Source organism: Flavobacterium aestivum (assembly GCF_026870175.2).
GTDB classification, from domain to species: Bacteria; Bacteroidota; Bacteroidia; order Flavobacteriales; family Flavobacteriaceae; genus Flavobacterium; species Flavobacterium aestivum.
In genome coordinates this window covers 4,171,099-4,197,647 of record NZ_CP113977.2, presented here as the reverse complement: position 1 = coordinate 4,197,647, position 26,549 = coordinate 4,171,099, and the positions used below count along the sequence as shown (strand labels likewise).

The following is a 26,549-nucleotide window of genomic DNA, read 5'->3' as shown; positions in this document are numbered from 1 at the left end:
GTAAAACGAAACAAAACGGTCATAATTGATTTTATGATTGGTACAATAAGCAAAATAAGGGCGTATGGGGGATGCCTAGGCTCTCAGAGGCGATGAAGGGCGTGATAAGCTGCGAAAAGCTACGGGGATCGGCACACACGATTCGATCCGTAGATACCCGAATGGGGCAACCCACTATGTTGAAGACATAGTACACCGATAGGTGGGCAAACCCGCTGAACTGAAACATCTAAGTAGGCGGAGGAGAAGAAAACAAAAGTGATTCCGTAAGTAGTGGCGAGCGAACGCGGATTAGCCCAAACCAATGTTGTTACGGCAATGTTGGGGTTGTAGGACCACGATATTTCTTGCACAAAGAACCGGAATCTACTGGAAAGTAGAACCAAAGAGGGTGATAGTCCCGTATGGGTAATGAGTGTAAAGGATAGTGGTATCCTGAGTAGGGCGGGGCACGTGAAACCCTGTCTGAATTTGGCGGGACCATCCGCTAAGGCTAAATACTCCTGAGAGACCGATAGTGAACCAGTACCGTGAGGGAAAGGTGAAAAGAACCGTGAATAACGGAGTGAAATAGATCCTGAAACCATACGCTTACAAGCGGTCGGAGCCCATTCGTTGGGTGACGGCGTGCCTTTTGCATAATGAGCCTACGAGTTAACGTTGCTGGCAAGGATAAGTGGTTAAGCCATGGATCCGTAGCGAAAGCGAGTCTGAATAGGGCGCTTTAGTCAGTAGTGTTAGACGCGAAACCGTGTGATCTACCCATGGGCAGGTTGAAGCTGTGGTAACACACAGTGGAGGACCGAACCGGTTGACGTTGAAAAGTCTTCGGATGACCTGTGGGTAGGGGTGAAAGGCCAATCAAACTCGGAAATAGCTCGTACTCCCCGAAATGCATTTAGGTGCAGCGCACGGCGTAAAGTTATATAGAGGTAGAGCTACTGATTGGATGCGGGGGCTTCACCGCCTACCAATTCCTGACAAACTCCGAATGCTATATAATGTTTCCGTGCAGTGAGGGCTTGGGTGCTAAGGTCCAAGTCCGAGAGGGAAAGAACCCAGACCATCAGCTAAGGTCCCCAAATATATGTTAAGTTGAAAGAACGAGGTTTGTCTGCCCAGACAGCTAGGATGTTGGCTTGGAAGCAGCCATTCATTTAAAGAGTGCGTAACAGCTCACTAGTCGAGCGGACGAGCATGGATAATAATCGGGCATAAACATATTACCGAAGCTATGGATTTACAGTTTACTGTAAGTGGTAGGGGAGCATTCTAACAGGGTTGAAGGTGTATCGTAAGGTATGCTGGACTGGTTAGAAAAGAAAATGTAGGCATAAGTAACGATAATGCGGGCGAGAAACCCGCACACCGAAAGACTAAGGTTTCCACAGCTATGCTAATCAGCTGTGGGTTAGTCGGGACCTAAGGCGAACCCGAAAGGGACAGTCGATGGCCAACGGGTTAATATTCCCGTACTAGTTATTACTGTGATGGGGTGACGGAGTGATGAAAGCGCCGCGAACTGACGGAATAGTTCGTTGAAGTACCTACCTATAAGCTGCGCAGGCAAATCCACGCGGCTTGGGGAAATACGATAGTACTCGGAGTCTTCGGACAAAGAGATAGTGCGCCTAAGGGCTTCCAAGAAAAACCTCTAAACTTCAGGTAATAAGTACCCGTACCGTAAACCGACACAGGTAGTCGAGGAGAGAATCCTAAGGTGCTCGAGAGATTCATGGCTAAGGAATTAGGCAAAATAGACCCGTAACTTCGGGAGAAGGGTCGCCCCGAGTAATCGGGGCCGCAGTGAAGAGGTCCAGGCGACTGTTTATCAAAAACACAGGGCTCTGCAAAATCGTAAGATGAAGTATAGGGCCTGACACCTGCCCGGTGCTGGAAGGTTAAGAGGAGATGTTATCTTCGGAGAAGCATTGAATTGAAGCCCCAGTAAACGGCGGCCGTAACTATAACGGTCCTAAGGTAGCGAAATTCCTTGTCGGGTAAGTTCCGACCTGCACGAATGGTGTAACGATCTGGACACTGTCTCAGCCATGAGCTCGGTGAAATTGTAGTAACGGTGAAGATGCCGTTTACCCGCAGTGGGACGAAAAGACCCTGTGCACCTTTACTATAGCTTAGTATTGACCTTGGATAAATGATGTGTAGGATAGGTTGGAGACTTTGAAGTGGCGTCGCCAGGCGTTGTGGAGTCATTGTTGAAATACAACCCTTTGTTTATCTGAGGCCTAACCCCATATTGTGGGGGACATTGCTTGGTGGGTAGTTTGACTGGGGTGGTCGCCTCCAAAAGAGTAACGGAGGCTTCTAAAGGTTCCCTCAGTACGCTTGGTAACCGTGCGTAGAGTGCAATGGCATAAGGGAGCTTGACTGAGAGACATACAGGTCGATCAGGTACGAAAGTAGAGCATAGTGATCCGGTGGTTCCGCATGGAAGGGCCATCGCTCAAAGGATAAAAGGTACGCCGGGGATAACAGGCTGATCTCCCCCAAGAGCTCATATCGACGGGGGGGTTTGGCACCTCGATGTCGGCTCGTCACATCCTGGGGCTGGAGAAGGTCCCAAGGGTTGGGCTGTTCGCCCATTAAAGTGGCACGCGAGCTGGGTTCAGAACGTCGTGAGACAGTTCGGTCTCTATCTACTGTGGGCGTTAGAAATTTGAGTGGATCTGATTCTAGTACGAGAGGACCGAATTGGACAAACCTCTAGTGTATCTGTTGTCCCGCCAGGGGCACCGCAGAGTAGCTACGTTTGGAAGGGATAAGCGCTGAAAGCATATAAGCGCGAAACCCACCACAAGATGAGATTTCTTTTAAGGGTCGTGGAAGATGACCACGTTGATAGGCTATAGATGTAAAGGCAGTAATGTCATAGTCGAGTAGTACTAATAACCCGTAAGCTTATGTACATCCTTTTCCCGAGTCTCAGGACTCGGGAGAGAACTTTCTAAAGTGCTTTTTATGTTCTTTATCTCAGTATGTTAAGATATTGTGTAATGTTGTTCCGAATACGTCGGAATACCCATTGCAAAACGACCTTAAGGTGGTTATTGCGGCGGGGCTCACCTCTTCCCATCCCGAACAGAGTAGTTAAGCCCGCCTGCGCAGATGGTACTGCAGTTATGTGGGAGAGTATGTCGTCGCCTTTCTTTTGAAAACCCCGTTTCTAACGAAACGGGGTTTTTTGTTTTACAAAATATCCATCTCGTGATTGCAAACCAATAACAAATCCCAAGTATTAATCGATATGCTGAGCGATAAGCATTGAAAATCATGTGGTTTTTAGCCAAGTATGGTTTTGAAATTGCTCAAGCTTGTTTTGAATACCAGATTGCATGAGGGATAGGAATAGCATCCTTTTCTTTTCTTTTCTTTTCTTTCTTTTGGAAAAGAAAAAATATGATGGACAGCCCGACCCGGAGGGGCATGCAATAATGCTGATAAAGAAAAAGTTTTATTTTATAATTATTCCTCTAAATGGAGTTTGAATATTATTGATTGACCCTATAATACTCACAAATAGAATTAATTGGACATTCTTCACATTTTGGTTTTGGTCTGCAAATTTCTCTTCCGAGAAACGAAATAGCCATGCCAATTTCATTCCAAATTTCTTTTGGTAAGATTTGCATCAATTGTTTTTCAACTTTGTTGCCGTCTTGTGTTTCTGGAATTAATCCAATTCTTGGGGAGACGCGAATGACATGTAAATCGGCAATGATTCCTTCTGCAGGAACCTTGGCTTCACGCATAATGACATTGGCTGATTTTCTTCCGATGCCTTTCAGTGCCGTTAAGCCTTCCATGGTAAGGGGTATGTTTTCGTCTTTTTGAATTGTTTGTGCAATTTCAAGTAGCCATTTGGCTTTGGTACCAAAATTTCTGACTTTAGATATATATGGAATTAGGGTTTCTTCATCTGAAGCAGCTAATCGTTCCATATTTGGAAATGCTTCAAACAAAGCAGGAGAAATAGAATTAATATTGGCATCCGAATCTTGTGCCGAAAGTACTACCATGATAACCAATTGATACAAATTCTGGTACTCTAAAGGGTGTTTTCTCCCTTTATATTTCTTAAGGATTGGGGCCAACTTGGTTGTCCAATCGTTTTTTTCTCCAAATAAGTCCATAAGTTTTGATTTTTGAATGATGAATAACAATTTCTAAATTAACAAATTTCAGTATAAGATCTACAATCAGAAATTGCTATTCCAAAATCTTAGATCTCTATATCTTTTATAAAACCGTCGTATTCTAAATAAAACATTTCGAGAGCATTCATTTTTTCATAGAAAAAATCAAATATTTCATCCCAATGATTACGGTTGCTTACGCTTACATTCAGTTTTTCGACCCAAATGCGGCTGATAGTTTTTCCATTTTCGAGTGTGTGGTTTCTTTCAAAAACCAAATCTTTGATAAATTCTTCCTCAAGTATATTTTTTAGTGCTTCGAGTTTTTCAAAATATTGCATACGCAATTCTTTATTTTTCATTTCTATATCGATATGCACTTGTGCTTTCTTATTTTCGACATAGAACTTAAAGGAAAAATCTTTTATTTTAGTATCATACAATACCCATTTTCTTGGGTATTTTTGAGCAAAATCAACCCAAAATTCGTGTTTTAGTTTTTGATTTTCTTCTTTGCTGTACATATCTTTAGGTTTAGATTTGAGAAAATTTGTGTAGCACTATTTTCTAAACTATATTTATAATTATTTTATTTGCAAAAATAACCTTTGATTATGGATTTTCAAGATTTTTTACAAATTGTTCCTCATTTTAGTGCTGTAAATCTTCCAGGAGTAGATGCGCATAACATTATGGTGCCCAAAGAACGTCTTGAAATTATGAAAAATTTAAATTTCGAGGAAATAAAACCCAAAAATGCTGCAGTAATGATGTTGCTTTATCCTAAAGATGGTATTACGCATTTAGTTTTAATAATTCGAAATTCTTATGAAGGTGTCCATTCATCCCAAATTGCATTTCCTGGGGGTAAATATGAAAATGAAGATGCCAATTTTGAGGAGACAGCTTTAAGGGAGACTTATGAGGAGATTGGGATTCTACCAAGTGAAATTGAAATTGTAAAAGCATTTACAAAATTATATATTCCACCAAGTAATTTTATGGTTTACCCTTTCTTGGGAATTTGCAAAGAAGAAATCACTTTTTATCCAGACCCGATAGAAGTATCTGGAATAATAGAATTGCCATTATCTACTTTTTTAAGTGACACTATTACAGTTAATTCAAAAATTAAGACTTCCTATGCCAATGCTGTTGATGTACCCGCTTTCAAAATAGATGAGCACATTGTTTGGGGGGCAACTGCTATGATGTTGAGCGAATTAAAGGTGTTTTTAAAAGAATTGTTATCTTCTAAGTAATATTTATTGTCTTCTAAATCCCTCAGTTTTTAGCTTCCAATTGAAGCATTGTAGTGTTTGAATCCAAAAAACACAAAAAAATATCGTAATTTTGTACTCCCAAATCTAAAAACAAATAAACAATCTTATGGGATTATTTAAACGAAATCCTTTTGGACATATACTATTTATAAAAAAATGGTTGATTAGAATCTTCGGATTTATTAGTCATAGGCGTTATCGTGGTTTTAATGAACTACAAATAGAAGGTTCTGAGATTATTAAAAATCTGCCTGACACAAATGTTCTTTTTATTTCTAATCATCAAACTTATTTTGCCGATGTAACGGCTATGTTTCATGTATTCAATGCCAGTTTAAGCGGACGTGAAGATTCTATAAAAAATGTTTGGTACATGTGGCGTCCCAAATTGAATATCTATTATGTTGCTGCCAAAGAGACTATGAATGCGGGATTGTTACCTAGAATTATGGCTTATGCGGGAGCTATTTCAGTTGAGCGAACCTGGCGTGCCAAAGGGGAAGATGTAAAAGAGAAAAAAGATGTAAACCCGAATGACACAGAGAATATTAAAATTGCTTTAGATGATGGCTGGGTAATTACTTTCCCGCAAGGAACTACTAAATCTTTTAAACCCGTTCGAAAAGGAACAGCACACATTATAAAACAACACCGACCTATAGTTGTTCCTATAGTAATTGACGGTTTTAGACGCTCGTTTTGCAAAAAAGGACTGTATATGAAAAAGAAAGGAATTCTCCAGTCACTTGTTATAAAAGAGCCTTTGGATTTTGATTATGATAATGATACTATTGAAGAAATTGTAGAAAAAGTTGAATATGCCATCGAGCAACATCCTTCTTTCCTAAAAGTAATTCCTGCTGAAGAATTAAAAGAGCAAGAAGAATTGAACAAGAAAAGACAATGGGAATATTAAAATAAAAAAAGAGGCAATTGCCTCTTTTTTTATAAATCTATTTTCTTCAATTCTTCGAAGTTTTTCTGCAGACGTTTTAATAAAATACCATAGATAAGTTTATAGACTAACCAAAAAGAGAAGGTCAATAAAGCAGTGGCAACAATCAATACCAGTAAGGATATTAAAGCAATATTTAATGGCATTTCGGGATTTAGCGTCCCATTTTTTGAAGCACCTTCCAAGTATCCTTCGTAGAACATATATCCTCCAAAAATGATAAAAAACAAGGCGAAAAAGGATAAGTTAAACGCAATATATTGTTTAACCACTTTTCTCGTTTTTAATATCGTAGAAATTAATTTTTTGGTGTTATCATCAACCGAAATTTTACGATACATTGTATAAAATTTATAGATGAAGTAAAGGATAACAGCATACAATACCACTGTAGTGGCTATATAATACCCGTAAATTCCTAAATGTTTAATTAACTCCACATTTTTTTCATCATACTTGGTAAATGATAAAGCCAATCCTAAAACCAACCCCAAACTAAGTTCAATCACACTTACCATAAAAATCCACTTCACGATCGAAGATGATTTTTTATGAATCATTTTGTATATTTCTTTTTCCGATACCTGTTCAAAAGATGCAGTGTTCTTTTTCCAGTCTTTTTTTAATAAATCCAACTCTTTCATGCGCCTAATGGATTTAATATTTTTTTTAATTTCCCTTTTATTCGATTCATTTTTACCCTTGCATTCACTTCACTTATTCCTAAAGTTTCCGATATTTCGGTGTAATCCTTGTCTTCCAGATACATAAACACCAACGCTTTTTCTATATCATTCAGCTGATAAACCGCTTCATACATTAATTTCAATTGTTCCTCTTCTTCATAATTATACTCAATATCATGTGTAAAATGCTGTCTGCCTTCATATTCAACTGTCGATATAGTCCGTTTATTTTTTCGATATAAAGTAATTGCCGTATTCAAGGCGACTCGATAAGCCCAGGTCGAAAATTTACTGTCTCCCCTAAATTTAGGAAAAGCTTTCCATAACTGAATCGTAATTTCCTGAAATAAATCTTTGTGCGCATCTTCGCCAGCAGTATACAGTCTACAAATCTTGTGGATTATATTCTGGTTTTCTTGCAGTTGCTTTACAAAAGAAGGTTCTAAATTCGCGCTCATATTTCAGTTAGTACAACACTAGTCTATTTTGTTACAAAACGAAACTTTTTTTATTTTAAATAATAATCAGGAGCACAAATTAATCATTCATAAGAGCATTTCTCCCGCTGTACACTTTATCTTTTTATAAGGCTGAAAAAAAGGCCTCATAAAAAGGATATCGCTCCCATCGGGGCTAATCCAGAGAAGAAGTTTTTCATAAGATATTCTCAAAAAAAGATATAGAATGTAAAATAGATTACTCGACTGTTCCTTGAAAGTTTATGCAGCCAATTTTGTGATGCAAACCTAATTAAAATGGCATAACTTAGCAACTTCTAAGCCTATAAAAGAATAATTTTGCAAGTATCAAATCTCCAAAGAGGAATCCCAAATTTAATTTCAAAAAGAAGAAAAACTATAATAACAGTTTTATGTATGTTATTTATAAGTTTCAATTTTTATTCACAAAACACATATGTGTTTGTAGGATCTTACAATTGGAATAAAAGTAAAAAAGGGATATATGTTTTTAGATTAGATACTATAACTGGGACATTAAAGAAAATAACAACTGTCAAAAATATTCTAAATCCTTCGTATTTAACAGTATCTCCCAATGGCAATTATATTTATGCTTGTACGGATACCAAAACGCCAAATGCAGGAAATGTCAGCAGTTTTGAATTCAAACCTCAGCATAAGACTTTGACATTTATCAACAGCCAAAAAAGTGGTGGTGAAAATCCAGTATACCTTTCAGTTCATAAAAACGGAAAATGGCTTGTAAACGCTAACTATACTGAAGGTAGCGTTTCTGTTTATCCAATTGCTTCAGATGGCAAAATAAGTCCAATAACACAAAAAATCTCGTATTCGGAAGGGAGCATCAATAAAGAGAGACAAGATCGTTCGCATGTTCACTCTAGTGTATTTACTCCGGATCATGATTATGTTTTTTTGCCTGATTTGGGAGCAGATAAAATTAGATGTTATCAATTTGATAGTTTACAAAAAGAACCGCTTCAAGAAGCTTCATATTCTTTTACTCCGGCTGTATTAGGAAGCGGACCAAGACATTTTACATTTCATCCTAACGGGAAATTTGCCTATTGCATCGAAGAGCTCACAGGGACTGTTAGTGCTTATAAATATGTGAATGGTAAACTAGATAATATTCAAAGAATAGCGGCTCATTCTGATGAGTTTACAGACGGGTTTAATAGTGGTGATATACACATTTCACCAGATGGACGCTTTTTGTATGCTTCCAATCGTGGTGAAGAAAATAATATTGCCATTTTTTCGATAGAAAATAATGGAACTTTAAAAACTGTTGGCTATCAACCTATTTTAGGAAGAACTCCAAGAATATTTGCTATCGACTCCCATGGGAAATTCGTTATAGTAGCAAATCAATCTACAGGAAATCTGGTAGTTTTTAAGAGAGATTCAGTTACAGGATTATTAAATAAATCAGGAAAAGAAATGAAAGTAAAAAATGCCTCTTGTGTGCAAATTAAGGAATACCCATAAATTACAACGGTCTTACTTTATAATAATTTACCATTAGATTCACGAATTTGCTATAACTATCCATACCGTCTTTTTGCTGATTCATTTTTAGAAAATTGTCATATATAGCATGAAATCCAGTTTCTATTGGGGTTTGATAGTCTTGCCAAAAATCTTCACTCTCTTTATAATTTTTTAAAATACCGGGATTAACGGTTTTGAGTAACTGTTTCAATATTTTTTCGTTGCGCACTTTCCAATTGCCCAGACAATATCGTAAAGCCATGCTATAACCGGAATATTGAAAATACAAATTGTCGTTTTTTATAGAAGATAAAAAGCCAATAAAATTGCATTCACTTTCGCTGGCATACCCCATCTGATGGGCCATTTCATGATTAGTCGTCATTGGGAAACTGTACATTGGACCTAAATAATTTACCTGAGCTTCATTGGTAAAAGGATTCAAATAACCTCCAAAGCCCATATAGGTCAAGGGTAAACTAAATAGTGATTTTTTGATACTCAAATTAGAGTAAGTAAAAAAGTCATACTCTCTGGATAGATTTTTATATCCGTTTCGATTCATTTCAAAAACTTGGTTTTGTGAATAAGGGAAAACGACTTTCGTACTGTCATTTTTTGTGATCTGACTTTGAATTGCATTCGTTTTAGCAATTATTTTTTTTGTAAAGGCTAATAAATCTGCATCAGTATAATCTTTTTCAATAGTCATTTTTTCAAATAATGGTTCACGATAATAGTTCAATGCCCAGAGAATGTGAAATAAAAAATAAAATACCGATAAAACACTCAAAATACTTAAGAAATTGCTTCTCCATTCCAGTTTCCAGGATTGTCTTTTCATCCACAACCATTGTACAAGAAGAACTATCAGGATGAAGTACAAGCAATCACCTATAGAAAAAGGAATTTTTCCTAAAAGGATTCTCAAAGTTTTCGATACAGATACATACAATCCGTTGCTGTAAAAACGTTCTATGCATTCTGGAAAAAATTGAATAATTTTTAGAATTACGATTTGTATTAACAAAAATAAAGGTAGAATGTAACTGCGTTTCATTTTTTATAAATTGTATTGTAAAGAAACAAATTTTGAGGGATTATTTATTTTAAAATAAATTAAAACTTTTATAAAACTAGGTTAAGGAGTTTGTAACTTTGAGGTTTTATTGTTTTAAACCTTTTTAATTAAAAATTATATAACAGAATGAGCCAAGAAATAAGAAATCTAGAACCAAAAGCGCTTTGGAACAAATTTGCCGATTTAAATGCAGTCCCTCGTCCTTCTAAAAAAGAAGAACGTGTAATCGAGTTTATGAAAAACTTCGGGACTAGTTTAGGATTAGAAACTTTTGAAGATGAGATCCGTAACGTAATTATTCGTAAACCAGCCACTCCTGGAATGGAAAACAGAAAAGCTCTTGTTTTGCAAGGACATTTGGATATGGTACACCAAAAAAATGCCGATACAGTTTTTGATTTCGACACTCAAGGAATCGATATGTATGTAGATGGGGATTGGGTTCGTGCTAGAGGAACTACTCTTGGTGCTGATAATGGTCTTGGAGTAGCGACTATTATGGCGATTTTAGAAAGCAAAGATATTCCGCACCCAGCTATTGAAGCTTTGTTTACTATTGACGAAGAAACTGGAATGACTGGTGCTTTGAATTTGAAAGGTGGGATTCTTAAAGGTGACATTTTGTTGAATTTAGATACCGAAGAAGATGATGAAATAGGTATTGGATGTGCTGGTGGAATTGATGTTACTGCTACTGCAGAATATGATGAAGAGGAAACTCCGGAAGGTTCGGTTGCTTATACTATAAAGGTAAAAGGATTGAACGGTGGGCATTCAGGAATGGATATTAATAAAGGTTTAGGGAATGCCAACAAAATTATGAACCGTTTATTATTTGATGGTTTTGATAATTTTGGATTGCAAATTGCTGAAATCAACGGAGGAAGTCTTCGTAATGCAATTCCGCGTGAAAGTATGGCAAAAGTGATCATAGCATCAGTTTATGACGAGGCTTTTGTGTTTGACATGCAGCAAATCGTAAACGAAATTAAAGCCGAGCTTAAAACAACAGAGCCAAATCTTGAAGTGGTGTTCGAAAAATTAGATACTGTTCCAGCAACAGTTATGCCATCGATAGCTCAATTTTATTTTGTTCGAGCGTTATACACAGCTCACAATGGTGTTTATAGAATGAGTGCCGATTTTGATAATTTGGTTGAAACTTCAAATAATATAGCCAAAGTTGTAGTAGGAGAGGGGAAACTTTCGATTCAATGTTTGACACGTTCTTCTGTTGAAACATCAAAATTTGATTTAGCTAATGCATTGCGTTCTGCTTTTGAATTAATGGGTTGTGAAGTTGAATTTTCAGGATCTTACCCAGGTTGGTCACCAAATCCTAAGTCTGAAATATTAGATGTTTTAGTTTCTATTTACGAAAAACAAAATGGAGAGAAACCAAATGTAGCTGCTTGTCATGCTGGATTAGAATGCGGAATTCTGGGAACTAATTATCCTGATATGGATATGATTTCTTTTGGACCAACTATTCATGGTGCACATTCCCCAGACGAGAGAGCAAGTATTTCCTCTGCTCAAAAATACTGGAAATTTGTATTAGAAATTTTAGAGAATATTCCATTGAAATAATAGTAAGTATTCAATGAAAATAGTGTTCAGTTCTTTTGTAACTGAACACTATTTTTTTTATAGGGATATTCAATTTTTATTTTTTATCAAAATAATTGGTTTAGGCAGAAAATTACTATTTTAGACATGTTGTTTAGTTAAATTAATTAATACAAGCCTAAATGATATTAACCAAATAAAAAAAATTAACACTTATGAAAAAGAATTTATTATTAATGTTGTTTTTTGCTAGTACCGTAGCCACTTATTCTCAAAAGTCTGATGCTGAATTGGAAGCTATGATAAACCTTTTAGGAGTACAGAAAAAAGAAGCAGTTGCTAAACTTGTTGCAATACCAGCAGCAGATACTGAAGTTTTTTGGAAAATCTACGATGAATATCAATTGGAAAATAAAAAGACAGCTGTTGAAAGAATGAAATTGTATGAAAAAACAGCTATGTCTTATAGTAACTTGAATACCGCATTAGCTGAATCTTTGGCTATGGACTATTTTAAAAACAGAAAAGACCAAGAGGAAACCTTGGAAACTTATTATAAAAAAATAAAAAAAGCAACTAATGCTACGCTCGCATTTCAGTTTTATCAATCTGAGGTGTATTTGTTAACTTTGGTTAGAGCACAAATCATGCAACAGATTCCAACCTATGGACAATTGGTACAAATGAATAAAAAATAAATATAATTATTCTGCTAAAAAAATAGTGTTCAGTTACAAAAGAACTGAACACTATAAATTAAGTACTGAGTGCTAATTTTTAATCCCTTTTTGGATTATTTTTCTTTTCTCTCTTTTCTTCCTTTTTTTCTTTAGCGGTTTTAAGAGGCTCTTTTTTGACGTTTTTCTTTGCGTCTAGACTTTTTGACATGATCGTATGTTTTTAGTTGTTTTTAAAATTTCAGTCTAATAAAGATACTTCTTTTTTTTGATTCTAAATCAGACTATTAGTGTTGTCTGTATACTTCTATACTATCTTTTTCGAGTCTTTGTTTTAGCCAAATAATAAGCTTTCTTTTTGAATCTAAATTCAAATTGGTTTTGCTTTTGTACAATAAAACGGGAATGGTTTTGTCTTCGTTCGAATATTGTGTTATAGCTATTGGTTTAATTTCTGGAAATAAAATTGCAACTTCCTTGCTAACCATAGTATTGTTGGCCTGATAGTTTGAAATCTTTTTTTGTAAGTTATTAATTAACTCGTCTTTGCTGACGCTAGATTTTTTATGGTTATTGATGGTATTTAGAATATCATTTTTCAAATCGAAGGTATCTTGTTTGATGAGTAGTTTTGTATTAAGTAAATCATACTCTTTTAATTTTTGATTAAAGTTTTTGATTTCTAATGGATTGAATCGCTTCGATAAAAAGGCTAGCTCTAAAATCTTTGGATTGCTATTATAATCGGTTCTTTTATAAATGAGTGTAAAATCTTTTTGAGTAAATTCATTTTCAATAAATGCTTCGGTTCGTTGTATATATCTTTTTTCGCTAAATAATTGGTAGGCAAAATAAATACTGGGAACAATCATAATCAATAAAAGTATTGTAATTCCTTGTTTTACTTGTTTTTGATGTTTTAAATCGATTTGTTTGGCAATGGGATATTTTAGAAATTTTACAATGATAAAAGTAGCTATGCATATAAAAACACAATTGATGGTGTATAAATATAAGGCTCCTCCAAAAAACAAATAATTTCCGGTTGCCAGTCCATAACCGGCAGTACACAAAGGAGGCATCAAAGCAGTGGCAATAGCGACTCCTGGAATTGGATTTCCTTTTTCGACTCTCGTAACAGCAATGACACCAACCAATCCTCCAAAAAAAGCTATCAGAACGTCATAAATATTGGGTGAAGTACGAGCCAAAAGTTCTGATTGGACTTCTTTGAACGGACTAATATAAAAATAAACAGATGAAACGATTAAGCTGACTACGGTGGCTATTGCAAGGTTTTTGATCGATTTTTTGACCAATTCAAAATCATACATCCCCAATCCAAAACCAGCCCCAACGATAGGTCCCATTAGTGGCGAAATAAGCATAGCCCCAATAATCACAGCGGTCGAGTTGACATTGAGTCCAACAGAAGCAATGACAATAGCACAGGCCAAAATCCATAAATTAGAACCTCTAAATGAAATATTGCTAATGATGTTTTCTAAAACCTTTTTTTGGTCCTCTTCTCCTTTTTGAAGATCTATAAAATTGATGAGTTTGTTTACTAATTTATTCATTTGATAATCGGTTTTATTTTACTCTAAGTAAATTTAGGTAAATAATTCAATATATTTTTTCTTGTGTTTTTGGTACCTGCATAAAAAAATCCTCAATCAGAAAACCAATTGAGGATTGTATTGAAGCTTGTTTTTAAGAGATTTTTTTGTGACAGGATTAATTTATGGTAACTATTTTATAGTAAACATTTTCATCTGTTGATTCTTGGCTCCAAGCCACTAAAAGCTGGTTATTATCAATTGGCTCTATGATTGGGAAAGTAGCCGTTTTGTCTTTTTGTGAAATGAATTTTGTAGTAATGATTTTTCCGTTTTTGTCTCGGTGTTGTAAACCAATTTTAACAGACATATTATCTTTTTCTGTCACTGTTTCATCCCAAACAACAAATACATCTTTATTGTTTAACGATGTGATTTGTGGATGTCTTGCCGATGGTTTGTCACTGACAATATTTCGTTTCGTAAAATTTTTTCCATAATCGGCAGAATTGCAATAAAAAACCCCAGAACCTCCGCCAGATGTGTACCAGGCGAAGTGCAATCCGTTTTCGTTTTCGGTCATGGTTGGGCCAGTGTGTGGGCATCCGTTTATCTTCCAGTTGTCTGGGCTAATTCGTTTAGGTTCCGAAAAAGTTTTTCCGTTATCATCAGAATAGGTTAGTACCATATCGCGGATTTCATCATTTATGATGTCTCTAAATGCTGCGTTGATTTTTCCTTGTTTACTGATAAATAAATCAGTTCGACAGCATTGACAGGTGGTTTCAGCGATGGGCTTTTCGTTTTGGAATCCAGATGTTCCAACGGTTGCTGCATAATAAAGCGTTGAGCCTTCTTTATCTGTATCTGTTCTATTGTCTAACCAGATTATTGCTACTTCACCATTAGGAAGTAAATCAATATCAAAATAGCGTTGGTCTATGCTGGATGGATTTTTTACCAAATCACTTGCTTTGGTCCATGTTTTTCCATCGTTGAATGATTGGGAGTATTTGACCAACCCACCGTATTTTTTCTTTTCGCTCGCATTGTTAATACCCCAAACCGCAATAATTTCATTATTAGGTTTGAAAATTATTTTCGGAGCATTTTCTCCGTGTAATTCTACTCCTCTGCTGGATTCAATTACTGTTGGGTTAAGAAATTTCTTTTTGTTGGAATCAAATAGAGAATAGCAGAGTACTGTTTCTTTATTATTGATTTCTTTGGCAAAACTTATTACTGGAATCCCTTTTGAATTTTTTGTAAAAAAAGGACAGCTCGTTTTGATATTGCTTTCGTTTATTATGGGTATCGGTAATGAATTTATTTTTTGCGCAAATCCATTTGATAAAGAGATAATAAGTAAAATTAATAGGTATGAATGTTTATTTTTCATTTGGCTTAATGTTTTAGTGAAAAATTATATTGTATTCCAATTAAGAATGTTCTGGGTGCTGCAGCAGTATAGGTTGGTTGTGAGGTTGTTGTGTTTCCTCGTGATACATTATAGGCATATAATTTATCTGTAAGATTGATGATGTTTCCATAAATTTCAATTCCTTTCCATTCATAACCAGCCCTGAAATTAAAAATATCATATCCGGCATATTTCACCGTATTGATTTGGTCTTGGTAATAACTGCCTACAGATTGCCATTCTAGTGACGTTCTCAACTTTGGAAGCCAATTAGGGTAATAACTAATTTCTGAATTTCCTGACCATCTTGGAGCTGCTGGCATTTCTTTTCCATTTAGATTTTGTAAAGCATCTGCGGGATTATCTGAAACCTTAAAATTTATAAAAGTGTGTTCTGCAACGGTACCTCCAAATCTGATATTCAATTGGTTGGAGAGCTTGTAATTTCCGCCAAATTCAATTCCTTTATGTCTGGTTTCCCCAACTGAACGATAATCGGTTGTGTTGTCTGGCAAACGAACACTTAATAATTCATTTTTACCTGCCATATAATATACAGCATAATCAAAATTTAGTTTACCCTCTAATAATGATAACCATCCTCCAATTTCATAATTGTCAAATGTTGCCGGTTCCAGATTGTAGTAGAACTCGGCTGGCTTTCCGGTTGTTCCGCCAGTTCCGGGTTTAGCTCTAAAAATAGATGTGATTCCAGGAGGGGCAAATCCTTGGGAATAATTCCCGTAAACTCCTGTATATTGCGTAAGGTTGTAGTTGGCACCTGCTTTAAAAGTAGGTTTGTCGTATATTTTTGTTCCGGTAGAATTGTCTAATGCATTATTGTAATCGACTTTTAAATTGTCATAGCGAGCACCGGCTGTTACAACCAATTTTTCGATAGGGTTAAAACTCAATTGTGCATAAACTGCTTTATTGAAGATATCTGCAGTATAATTTGATAATTTCACATCAGGACGTTCAGCCGTAATTTCATAATGCTCTACGGTTTGTTTTCCCGGCGTTCCTGGATTTAGGTAGGCTTTCATTTCCAGTAAATAAGCCCAATACTCAACTGGGGAATAGTCATATAAGGCACCACCAACAATTTTAGTATTTAAAAAATCAAATTTTTGAGCGTGCTGCCCGATGGCTCCATAGCTTTTGAAATTATTGGAGTTAACTTCTCCTGATGCAGTAGTTGGCTTAACTACAGGATTCCATTTGATTCCGTAAGATGGGTTTTGTCCCAATTTGTTGTCTCTATGATAAACGGTAATGTAACTACTGGCATTATCATTCCAATCGTGTTCTAATGTCAATCGTGTTCTTAATGCATCTGATTTTCGATACGTAAAATCGGTTGTGCTTTTGTAAGTTCTATTGTAAAAAGCATCTTCATTAACACTTCCACTCATATCTGAGTTGTATTTACCCCACATCGTATTACTGATCAATCGGGTTTTATCATTTATGTTGTAGTCAACTCTAATGTTAAGATTGTCTTTTTTATAATCAGAATAGGTCATCCAGCCATTTTCCTGTAAACTGGAAATTCCCGCAATATGAAAGCCGATTTTGCCCACAGTCGCTCCGCCAGCGGCTTGGAATCTTTTATACCCCCATTGATCTGCCTGAATACCAAATTTGAATTCTGGAGTTACAGGAGGGTGAATAGAAATTAGATTTATGGTTCCTCCAACTGCTTCAGGACCATATAAAGAGGATACTGGACCTTTTACGACTTCTATGTTCTGAAGGTTGAATTGATTGATTTCTAATAGGGCATTATGGTTAAAAATTCCCATAGGTCTTATAGGTAATCCGTCTTCTAGATATAAATAATAAGCATTGGTCGTCATTGGTTGACGAATGGACATCATATGCTGTTCGTTACCTAGATTTACCATCAATACTCCCGGTGCTTTATTGATAATTTCATAAGCACTGGTGGCTTTGGCTTCATTGATGGTTTTTGCAGTTATTTTACTAATAGCTACAGGAGTTGCTTTTCTTAATGTTGCTGTACGGTTGGCAGTTATAAAAACAGTTTCAAGCTCTTCTGTTTTTGTAGTGTCTTTTGTCTTTTGATCTTGCGCATAGGCAATTTGTCCAATGACCAAAAGGGCAAGGAGTATCTTTTTCATTTTTGTTTGTATGAATTATAATGAAGAATCATTTTTTTTCATTGACTTTAAGCCATGAAAAAAGTGTCTCAAGAGTGTTGAAACGGAAATGAACTAAAAAATAATTATACGAGTGGGGGATGAAAAATAGAAAAAGCTATAGATTTAGGTTTCTCACAATAAGTTGAAACCATAATTTTTGTTTTTTCGATGATAGTATTAGAAGAGAAGTTATACGTTAAAAAAGGTTGTGTATACACCAATTCTTGTTTATCTCTTAAATTAGAGGATTCTTGTTTTTCTTTTTCAGCCTCTTTTTTTAATTGTTTGGATAAATAACAGTTACCATTACATTTATTGTCTTTCATCTCTCTTTGAATACACAATGTTTTCGCGATTTTATCCTGATTCGCTTTGAAATTCAGGTAAATGATAATATTGCTAAACGAAGGGAGTAGCAAAAGAATTGAAAGTGTTATGTAATATAATAGTCTCAGGGGATGTCATTTATTATTATGCAAATATACACTAAGTTTTATATATGAATTATGATATTTATCATCAAACAAAAAATCCCCAACTATTTTTTTTGATAGTTGAGGATTTTGAAGTTATTTAAACTGAAATATTATTCATTTACAATTACCCATTCTCCAGAAGATAATAGAGTTTCTGCTTTTTTATATTTCATGGTTTCGGTTTTTCCTGTAGCCACTTGTTTAATCGTTACATTGTCATTACGATTGATTTTTGGCATATCACGAACGATAGTTTCCGTAACTTGACGTTGTTGAGTTTCTCCGGCTTCACGATTGATGTTTTCGCTATTTGGAATCTCATCTTTAGTCAATTTATAATCCTCTACTTGACGTTCGATTCTTGCTTCTTCAATAACTGGTGCATTTTGAGCAGGTAAATCTCCTTTGAATAAGAATGAAATTACTTCTTTATTGATATTATCCAACATTGATCTGAACAAGTTGAATGCTTCTAATTTGTAAATAAGCAATGGATCTTTTTGTTCGTGAACGGCTAACTGAACTGATTGTTTCAGTTCGTCCATTTTGCGTAAATGTTTTTTCCAAGCTTCATCAACTATAGATAAAGTGATGTTCTTTTCAAAATCAGCTACCAATTGACCACCTTCTGTTTCGTATGCTTTCTTTAAATCAGTTACAACATTAAACGATTTTATTCCATCTGTAAAAGGAACTACAATACGTTCAAATTGGTTGTTTTTATCTTCATAAACATTTTTGATGATAGGGAATGCTTCTCTAGCACTTCTTTCTGTTTTTTGAGTATAAAATCCAAGGGTTGCTTTGTAAAGTTTACCAGTGATTTCAATCTCTGTCAATTTAGAAAATTCTTCTTGTGATACAGGTGAAGTAAATGAGAAATAACGAATAATATCAAATTCAAAATCTTTGAAGTTATTTCTGGCTTTATTATCATTTACAATTAGTTCGCAAGTATCGTAAAGCATATTCGCGATATCTAGTTTTAGACGCTCTCCGAACAATGCATGACGACGACGTTTGTATACTACTTCACGTTGTGCATTCATTACGTCATCATATTCTAATAAACGTTTACGAACACCAAAATTGTTTTCTTCTACTTTTTTCTGAGCACGTTCGATAGATTTGGTCATCATAGAGTGTTGAATCACTTCTCCTTCTTGAAGACCCATTCTATCCATTACTTTGGCCACTCTTTCAGAACCAAATAAACGCATTAGGTTATCCTCAAGAGAAACATAAAACTGAGAGCTTCCCACATCACCCTGACGTCCTGCACGACCACGTAACTGACGGTCTACACGACGAGAGTCATGACGTTCTGTACCAACAATTGCTAAACCTCCAGCTGCTTTTACTTCAGGGGTTAATTTGATATCGGTACCACGACCTGCCATGTTGGTAGCGATAGTTACCACACCAGCTTTTCCTGCTTCTTCTACGATTTGCGCTTCTTGTTTGTGCATTTTCGCATTCAATACGTTGTGTGTTACACCACGCATTTTCAACATTCTGCTTAATAACTCTGAAATCTCAACAGAAGTTGTTCCAATAAGAACTGGTCTTCCTGCTTTTGATAATTCTGTTACGTCCTCGATTACAGCATTAAATTTCTCACGAGTTGTTTTGTATATATAATCTTCTTTGTCTAGACGAGCCATTGGTTTGTTAGTAGGAATCTCTACCACATCTAGTTTGTAGATTTGCCATAATTCACCAGCTTCAGTTACAGCTGTTCCAGTCATACCACCTAATTTGTTGTACATTCTGAAATAGTTTTGCAAAGTAACAGTTGCAAATGTTTGTGTAGCAGCTTCGATTTTTACGTTTTCTTTGGCTTCAATAGCTTGGTGCAAACCATCAGAATAACGACGACCATCCATGATACGACCTGTTTGTTCGTCTACGATCATGACTTTATTGTCGATGATTACGTATTCTACATCTTTTTCAAAAAGGCTATACGCTTTAAGAAGTTGTGTTAATGTGTGAATACGTTCGCTTTTTACACCAAAATCTTGGAATAATCTTTCTTTTTCTTCAGCCTCTGCATCTTTGTCTAATTTTTTCTTTTCGATAGCAGCGATTTCTGTTCCAATGTCTGGAAGTATAAAAAAGTCAGCATCAGTATCTCCAGAAAGGAATTTGATTCCATTGTCTGTTAGGCCAACTTGATTGTTTTTTTCTTCAATTACAAAATACAGTGCTTCATCAATTTTATGCATTTCGCGATTGTTATCCTGCATGTATTGATTTTCAGTTTTTTGAAGTAATTGTTTAATTCCTTCTTCACTCAAAAATTTAATTAAAGCTTTGTTTTTTGGTAAACTTCTATAAGCTCTCAATAATAAGAAACCACCATCTTTAGTGTTTCCTTCTTTGATTAATTTTTTTGCTTCGGCAAGGAATCCATTTGCTAATTGGCGTTGTAACGCCACTAAGTTTTCGATTTTTGGTTTCAACTCATTAAATTCATGACGATCTCCTTGTGGTACTGGTCCTGAAATAATAAGAGGAGTACGAGCATCATCAATTAAAACTGAATCGACCTCATCTACAATAGCATAATTGTGTTTTCTTTGAACTAAATCTTCTGGCGAATGTGCCATGTTGTCTCTTAGGTAGTCAAAACCAAATTCGTTATTGGTACCGTAAGTTATATCTGCGTTATAAGCATTTTTTCTTCCTTCTGAACTTGGTTGGTGATTGTCTATACAATCAACTGTCAATCCGTGAAATTCAAATAAAGGAGCTTTCCAGCTACTATCACGTTTTGCTAAGTAATCATTCACAGTTACTAGATGTACACCGTTTCCAGTCAAGGCATTTAGGTATAATGGTAATGTAGCTACCAATGTTTTACCTTCTCCAGTTTGCATTTCGGCAACTTTACCTTCATGTAACACCATTCCACCAATCAATTGAACATCATAATGAATCATGTCCCAAGTGATTTGTTTTCCTGCTGCATTCCATGTGTTTGCCCAAAGTGCGTTGTCACCATCAAGGGTGATATAGCTTTTTGTTGCAGAAAGTTCTCTGTCTTTTGCAGTTGCAGTTACAGTTATTTGTGTATTTTCTTTGAAACGTCTTGCAGTTTCTTTAACAACAGAAAAAGCTTCTGGAAGAATTTCCATCAATGTTTTTTCAGAGATATCGTAAGCTTCTTTTTCTAGAGTATCAATAGCATTATAAATATCTTCGCGTTTGTCAATGTCTTCAATACTGTCTACCTCAACTTGAAGTGCGGCAATTTTTGCATCTTTTTCGGCACGAGCTTGTTTTATTTTTTCTTTAAAGAAAGTGGTGCGAGCTCTTAACTCATCATTTGATAAAGCCTGTAAAGGACCTTCAAATGTTTTTATTTTGTTTAAGTACGGTTGTAAAGCTTTGACATCTTTCTCAGATTTGTCCCCAACAAAGATTTTAATAATACTGTTTATGAAACTCATGATCTATTTTTATTTCTATTTTATATAACTCTGTAAATTTAAACAAAAAAAAAGCCTCTTTTGAGACTTTTTCTTGGTATACTTTTTAATATTCATCCTCATTCCAAAGATAGTCTTCGTCTGTAGGATAATCTGGCCAAATTTCTTCCATTGATTCATATATCTCACCTTCATCCTCGATAGATTGAAGGTTTTCTACTACTTCTAATGGAGCACCTGCTCTAATAGCGTAGTCAATAAGTTCGTCTTTGTTAGCAGGCCACGGCGCATCGCTTAAATATGATGCTAATTCTAATGTCCAATACATATTTGTCGATTTAGTTTGTGCAAAAATAAATTTTTTACTGAAAAAGACAAGTAAAAAATGATTTATTTTTTAAAAAAGATAAGAACGAATTTTCGGACTATAGCCCTGTTTGTTGTCTGAATTATAGTATATTCCAGCCATGAAGCTGGAAATATATTCTAAAAAAGTTGCAAACACACATTCTTGGTTGTTTGCCAATTCGGATCTTATTTTCTAGGAATCCATTTTACTTCTTCAGCATGTAAATCATGAGACAACTTTCGTGCCAAGACAAAAAGATAGTCAGAAAGTCGGTTTAAATATTTAATAGCTATTTCTGCAACGGGTTCATTATGGCTTAAATGTACTGCCAAACGCTCTGCACGGCGGCAAACACAACGTGCAATATGACAATATGACACCGTTTGGTGTCCGCCAGGCAAGACAAAATGGGTCATTGGCGGGAGCTCTTCCTCCATAGTGTCTATTTCATTTTCTAATAATTGAATATCTTTTTCGGTTATTCCTAATTTTTTCAAGCGTAGTTCACCATTTTTCATTACTTCTTTTTCTGGAGGTGTTGCTAGAATTGCTCCAACGGTAAATAAACGATCTTGAATTTCAATCAGGATATCTTTGTAATGGGAATTCATTTCTTGGTCACGAATAAGGCCAATGTAGGAATTCAGTTCGTCAACCGTACCGTAGCTTTCTATTCGGATATGATCTTTTGGAACGCGAGTTCCGCCAAAAAGGGCAGTAGTACCTTTATCTCCTGTTTTAGTATATACTTTCATTTCTATATTTTAGATTTTGATTAGAAGTCTCTAGTTAGATTTAAAAACAAAATTACTGTATTAATTCGATTATTGAAGCGACAAACCTTTGCAACGCGCCCTCACTAAGTTCAAAATACAAATCGGGTTCAATGCATTCTATTTCCATTAAATGTAATTCGGTATCAATTACAATTCCATCAACTCGCGCATATAATAATTTGTCTTGAAAAGTATTCACGACTTTTTGGGCTTTATCTATTAATTCTTGGCTTGGTTGGATTAAATTGTATTTTCCTCCAAACTGTGATTGTACTCTAAAATCACCATCAATTGGTTTTTTATTGATGGCATGAGAGAATTTTTTATTGAAAAAGATAAAAGAGGTTTCTCCCAATGTTTGAATCTCAGGCATGAATTCCTGTAAAAGCAATTCTTTTTCTTCTGCTATTTTGGTGTATTCATCATTCGTTTCTTCTATTGCTGATGCATCAAAAACTGATGTGAGATACGCGCCTCCAGAAAATGCAGGTTTTATAACTGCTTTCGCCCAATGTTTTGGTAGTATTTCTGTTAAATTTAGGTTTGTCTTTTTGTCAATGAAAATGGTAGGAAGTATGGTAATTCCTTGCTTTTCCATTTCTTGTAAATAGAATTTATGCTTATTTTGTTTAATGATTTCAATAGCATTGAGTGTTTTGATTTCCAATTTCTCTATTTGGTCAAGCCAAAGATTAAATTCTGTTTCTTTCTCAAAATAATCCCAAGTGTTACGGAAAATTAAATAATCAAAGTCGTTCCAATCTATTTTTTTATCATTCCAAATTACTGCTTTTGCAATAATGTTGTGTTTTGCTAGTTCAGGAATCAATTGTTGGTCTGCGAGGGTTAATTCAGGGAGTTTCTCGCAGGTTAATAAGCCAATTTTCATTTTTAGTTTCTAAATTTAATAGGTAATTTGTGTATTTGTTTATTTAGGTTAATTCAATAACCTAGGAGTATAGACTATTTTGAGGTATCGCTTTCAATCCTTCCGTCTCTCAAACGAATTACTCGATGTGCATACGCAGCAATTTCTTCTTCGTGGGTTACTAAAATAACGGTGTTTCCATTGGCATGAATATCGCCAAAAAGTTTCATGATTTCTAATGAAGTTTTACTGTCAAGATTTCCAGTAGGCTCATCAGCAAGAATGATAGAAGGTTTGTTTACTAATGCTCTGGCGATGGCCACACGCTGGCGTTGCCCTCCAGAGAGTTGGTTGGGTTGATGATCCATTCTATCACCCAAATTTACTTGATTTAGTACTTCGGTTGCCCTAATATTTCTTTCGGCTTTAGAACAACCTGCGTAAATCATTGGTAAAGCAACATTATCTAAGGCTGTTGTTCTAGGCAGTAAGTTGAATGTCTGAAAAACAAAACCGATTTCTTTGTTTCTAATTTCGGCCAGCTCATCGTCTTTCATATGGCTCACATTTTTACCATTTAGAATATAAGTGCCAGAAGTTGGAGTATCTAGGCAACCTAATAAATTCATTAAAGTAGATTTTCCGGAACCGGAAGGCCCCATCAATGCTACATATTCCCCTTTTTTAATTTCTAAATCAATACCTTTTAATACATGTACAGTTTCGCTTCCTAGTGCAAAATTTCGTTTGATATGGCTAATTTTTATAAGCAGGTCTTTCATTAGGATTTACTATTGCAGATTGTTGTTTTCGATTTTAAAAGTACAAAAGACTTTTGAATTGGTAATAGGTAGATTTAAATTGATTTTTGTTACAGTTTATTGAGTTTAATGTGATTCCGAGAAGCTGTAATTTGAATCAAATATCTTTCAGTCTATTTATTTGAAGCGAATGAAATGGTATTATTTACATGCAGTTTTTGATGCTGCTTAAAATGAAAAAAAGATTCTGACGATTGAGGTAAAGTGCAATTAATACATAAAGAAGTATTGTTTTACAATAAAAAGAAAGAACTACAGTTAAGTAATGGTTGCTTTTTTATTATGAAATATACGAAACTTTTTAATAAATTAGGGGCGTTTAAATTAATAGAATTGGATTTTTAATATCCATTTATATAGGTAAAAAGGTGTTAATAATTTAAAAAGATGTATTTTGTCGATAAAAATTGAATTTTAACGATATTTTTTTTTGTAGTTTAAATTTTATGCATTATGTTTGTACTATAAAAGTTTTAAGTTTTAAATAATAGATTATTAGTTATAAAACTTTTTATTTTGATGACTTGCATTCAGTCAAACTTGAAGTTGATCGATGGAAGTTAAGATGTGAATTAAAGTATAAAGATTTACTAATTCAAAATGGAAATTGACAGTCATGGGGGTGACTGTCTTTTTTTTTATCCTAATTGCAAAAGAATTTTTAAGGAAGTAAAATATTTGGGGGAATAGATTATTAGTCTGATATTTTGTAAATTTTGGTAATATCTTTCAATATTTCAGTAAAGTTGATGTTAAGGTCAATTAATTGCCCACTATGGATATCAAAAATCCATCCATAAACTCTTAAATCTCTTTCTCTGAATGCTCTTTGAACTTCGGCAGTTTTAATGACATTGATGCATTGTTCCTGTACGTTCAATTCGACTAGCTTTTTATATTTTTCTTCTTCATTGGTTATAGCATCAAGTGTTTCCTGATGAATTCGGTAAACATCCCTAATGTTTCTTAGCCATGGATTTAATATTCCCAAATCTGATTGTTGCATGGCAGCAAGTACACCACCACAACCATAGTGTCCGCAAACGACAATGTGATTTACTTTCAGCTGTACCACTGCATAATTAATAACCGACATGGAGTTTAGATCCGTATTAGGAACCATATTGGCAATGTTACGATGCACGAAAACTTCTCCGGGTTCCAATCCCATAAGTTCTTCGGCCGTAACCCGGCTGTCTGAACAACCTATATAAAGAAATTCCGGAGATTGTCCTTTTGAGAGTTTTTCAAAATAATGCTCATCAGTTTGGAGTTGTTTGATAATCCATTTTCGGTTATTCTCAAAAATTTGTTTGATGTCCATAATGTGATTTTGAATTTTAAATGTACAAATCTAAGTTCTTATTACAAAATGTTGCTTGGGTTGTTCGTATCTAAAGAAAACTAATCCCCATTGAAAAGTATCAATACTAACAGTAACTTTTGGATGATTTTTTATAATCTCCCAAGTTTCTTCCATTTCTTTAGACCAGTGAATGTCATCAAATATCCAAACAGTTTCATTCGTAATAGTAGGCAATAACAATTCAAAATATTCTAGGGTAGCTTTTTTTGAGTGATTACCGTCGAAGTAAATCAATTGAAAATTGGAAGGTGAAATTTGTAAGTTACTCAAATAGTCGTTGAATTCAGTTACTAATGAATTTATAGTGGTTAATCCAAATTGTTTAAATTGGTTTTGAGCAATTTTAGCCGTTTCAGGACAACCTTCTAATGTTATGATGGATGCTTTCGGGTTTCCCGTGGCTAGGGCAGAAGTGGCTAATCCCAATGAAGTCCCTATTTCCAGAACGCTTGAAGGTTGAAAATAATTGGTAATTCTAGATAATAATTCGGCTCGTTTTCTGCTAATTCCGGCGTTTTTGGCAATCTTATTAATTGCTCTTGTATTGGATTTGAAAACTCTGGAACCCGCACCAAAATCAGTAACTTCGATAGTGTTTTTATTTTCTAAAAGTGAATTTCTATACTCTTTTAAAACAACATATTCAGGTTTTGTTTTTTTATCGTAAAAACATTTGGTCAATAGATTGAAGACAAATGGTGAATGTACAGCATGTTCGTTTTTGGAATGCCACAGAAATTGTAAATAGGATTTGATTTGAAAAAACATAGGATTTATTACGCAGAGATTCACAAAATATTAAGACACAAAGGTACACAGAGATTTTAGTTTTTTTAAATGTTAAAACAAAACTTTACGAATCTCTGTGATTGCTTTGTGTGTCTTTGCGATATAGTTTTTATTAAAAGGAATGACAAAATTTAAAACTATCTTT

General features: G+C 34.9%; 21 protein-coding genes and 2 rRNA genes. 7 read left to right on the top strand and 16 right to left on the bottom strand.

The window, feature by feature from the left end:
* Positions 1-43 precede the first annotated feature (43 nt).
* Both OZP08_RS17810 and rrf read left to right on the top strand, forming a co-directional pair.
* Positions 44-2,927 (top strand): 23S ribosomal RNA (locus OZP08_RS17810).
* Between the two features lie 130 nt (positions 2,928-3,057).
* Positions 3,058-3,167, top strand: a 5S ribosomal RNA gene (gene rrf / locus OZP08_RS17805).
* Between the two features lie 342 nt (positions 3,168-3,509).
* Here the strand turns inward: rrf and OZP08_RS17800 are convergent.
* Both OZP08_RS17800 and OZP08_RS17795 read right to left on the bottom strand, forming a co-directional pair.
* The gene (locus tag OZP08_RS17800) at positions 3,510-4,151 is read right to left on the bottom strand and encodes an endonuclease III domain-containing protein (RefSeq protein ID WP_281322489.1); all 642 of its coding nucleotides are present in this window, start codon (positions 4,149-4,151) and stop codon (positions 3,510-3,512) included.
* Between the two features lie 89 nt (positions 4,152-4,240).
* On the bottom strand, positions 4,241-4,678 hold the full coding sequence (locus tag OZP08_RS17795; RefSeq protein ID WP_268847429.1) for a DUF4268 domain-containing protein: 438 nt from the start codon (positions 4,676-4,678) through the stop codon (positions 4,241-4,243).
* 90 nt (positions 4,679-4,768) lie between these two features.
* Here OZP08_RS17795 and OZP08_RS17790 point away from each other — a divergent pair, with 90 nt between their 5' ends.
* Complete coding sequence (locus tag OZP08_RS17790) at positions 4,769-5,416, top strand: NUDIX hydrolase (RefSeq protein WP_268847428.1); 648 nt, start codon at positions 4,769-4,771, stop codon at positions 5,414-5,416.
* A gap of 127 nt (positions 5,417-5,543) precedes the next feature.
* Positions 5,544-6,353 (top strand): lysophospholipid acyltransferase family protein, encoded by an 810-nt coding sequence (locus OZP08_RS17785; RefSeq protein WP_268847427.1) that lies wholly within the window; start codon positions 5,544-5,546, stop codon positions 6,351-6,353.
* A gap of 29 nt (positions 6,354-6,382) precedes the next feature.
* On the opposite strand, the gene OZP08_RS17780 is transcribed toward OZP08_RS17785, so the two are convergent.
* Complete coding sequence (locus tag OZP08_RS17780) at positions 6,383-7,036, bottom strand: DUF8845 family protein (protein ID WP_281322488.1); 654 nt, start codon at positions 7,034-7,036, stop codon at positions 6,383-6,385.
* Entirely contained in the window at positions 7,033-7,536 is a 504-nt protein-coding gene (locus OZP08_RS17775; protein WP_281322487.1) for an RNA polymerase sigma factor, read from the bottom strand. The genes OZP08_RS17780 and OZP08_RS17775 overlap by 4 nt, the downstream gene beginning before the upstream one ends.
* Before the next feature lie 417 nt (positions 7,537-7,953).
* Between OZP08_RS17775 and OZP08_RS17770 the strand changes: the two genes are divergently transcribed.
* Positions 7,954-9,051, top strand: coding sequence for a lactonase family protein (locus tag OZP08_RS17770; RefSeq protein ID WP_268847424.1), 1,098 nt, complete (start codon positions 7,954-7,956; stop codon positions 9,049-9,051).
* A 1-nt stretch (position 9,052) separates the two neighbouring features.
* Here the strand turns inward: OZP08_RS17770 and OZP08_RS17765 are convergent, their stop codons facing one another.
* Positions 9,053-10,114: a DUF3810 domain-containing protein gene (locus tag OZP08_RS17765; RefSeq protein WP_281322486.1), complete on the bottom strand. Its 1,062-nt coding sequence runs from the start codon at positions 10,112-10,114 to the stop codon at positions 9,053-9,055.
* 147 nt (positions 10,115-10,261) lie between these two features.
* Here OZP08_RS17765 and OZP08_RS17760 point away from each other — a divergent pair, with 147 nt between their 5' ends.
* Together OZP08_RS17760 and OZP08_RS17755 are read left to right on the top strand one after the other, a co-directional pair.
* A complete protein-coding gene (locus OZP08_RS17760; RefSeq protein WP_268847422.1) occupies positions 10,262-11,725 on the top strand; it encodes an aminoacyl-histidine dipeptidase in 1,464 nt (487 codons plus the stop codon).
* Positions 11,726-11,919: 194 nt separating this feature from the next.
* The gene (locus OZP08_RS17755; protein WP_268847421.1) at positions 11,920-12,402 is read left to right on the top strand and encodes a hypothetical protein; all 483 of its coding nucleotides are present in this window, start codon (positions 11,920-11,922) and stop codon (positions 12,400-12,402) included.
* A gap of 266 nt (positions 12,403-12,668) precedes the next feature.
* Here OZP08_RS17755 and OZP08_RS17750 read toward each other — a convergent pair whose 3' ends face one another.
* The 11 genes from OZP08_RS17750 to OZP08_RS17700 form a co-directional block, all read right to left on the bottom strand.
* A complete protein-coding gene (locus tag OZP08_RS17750; protein ID WP_281322485.1) occupies positions 12,669-13,961 on the bottom strand; it encodes a DUF389 domain-containing protein in 1,293 nt (430 codons plus the stop codon).
* Between the two features lie 157 nt (positions 13,962-14,118).
* Complete coding sequence (locus OZP08_RS17745; protein WP_268847420.1) at positions 14,119-15,339, bottom strand: sialidase family protein; 1,221 nt, start codon at positions 15,337-15,339, stop codon at positions 14,119-14,121.
* Positions 15,340-15,344: 5 nt separating this feature from the next.
* Positions 15,345-17,504, bottom strand: coding sequence for a TonB-dependent receptor (locus tag OZP08_RS17740; protein ID WP_281322484.1), 2,160 nt, complete (start codon positions 17,502-17,504; stop codon positions 15,345-15,347).
* A gap of 104 nt (positions 17,505-17,608) precedes the next feature.
* Positions 17,609-17,851 (bottom strand): hypothetical protein, encoded by a 243-nt coding sequence (locus tag OZP08_RS17735; protein ID WP_268847417.1) that lies wholly within the window; start codon positions 17,849-17,851, stop codon positions 17,609-17,611.
* A gap of 260 nt (positions 17,852-18,111) precedes the next feature.
* Positions 18,112-21,456 carry a preprotein translocase subunit SecA gene (gene secA, locus OZP08_RS17730; RefSeq protein WP_268847416.1) on the bottom strand — a complete coding sequence of 1,115 codons (3,345 nt, stop codon included), beginning with the start codon at positions 21,454-21,456 and terminating at the stop codon, positions 18,112-18,114.
* A gap of 85 nt (positions 21,457-21,541) precedes the next feature.
* Positions 21,542-21,763 (bottom strand): DUF2795 domain-containing protein, encoded by a 222-nt coding sequence (locus tag OZP08_RS17725; protein ID WP_007138072.1) that lies wholly within the window; start codon positions 21,761-21,763, stop codon positions 21,542-21,544.
* Positions 21,764-21,969: 206 nt separating this feature from the next.
* Positions 21,970-22,539, bottom strand: coding sequence for a cob(I)yrinic acid a,c-diamide adenosyltransferase (locus OZP08_RS17720; RefSeq protein WP_268847415.1), 570 nt, complete (start codon positions 22,537-22,539; stop codon positions 21,970-21,972).
* Positions 22,540-22,591: 52 nt separating this feature from the next.
* Positions 22,592-23,449 carry an ATP-grasp domain-containing protein gene (locus tag OZP08_RS17715; protein WP_268847414.1) on the bottom strand — a complete coding sequence of 286 codons (858 nt, stop codon included), beginning with the start codon at positions 23,447-23,449 and terminating at the stop codon, positions 22,592-22,594.
* A gap of 74 nt (positions 23,450-23,523) precedes the next feature.
* On the bottom strand, positions 23,524-24,210 hold the full coding sequence (locus OZP08_RS17710) for an ABC transporter ATP-binding protein (RefSeq protein ID WP_268847413.1): 687 nt from the start codon (positions 24,208-24,210) through the stop codon (positions 23,524-23,526).
* A gap of 733 nt (positions 24,211-24,943) precedes the next feature.
* Complete coding sequence (locus tag OZP08_RS17705) at positions 24,944-25,573, bottom strand: carbonic anhydrase (RefSeq protein WP_281322483.1); 630 nt, start codon at positions 25,571-25,573, stop codon at positions 24,944-24,946.
* Between the two features lie 30 nt (positions 25,574-25,603).
* Positions 25,604-26,383: an O-methyltransferase gene (locus OZP08_RS17700; protein ID WP_281322482.1), complete on the bottom strand. Its 780-nt coding sequence runs from the start codon at positions 26,381-26,383 to the stop codon at positions 25,604-25,606.
* Positions 26,384-26,549 lie beyond the last annotated feature (166 nt).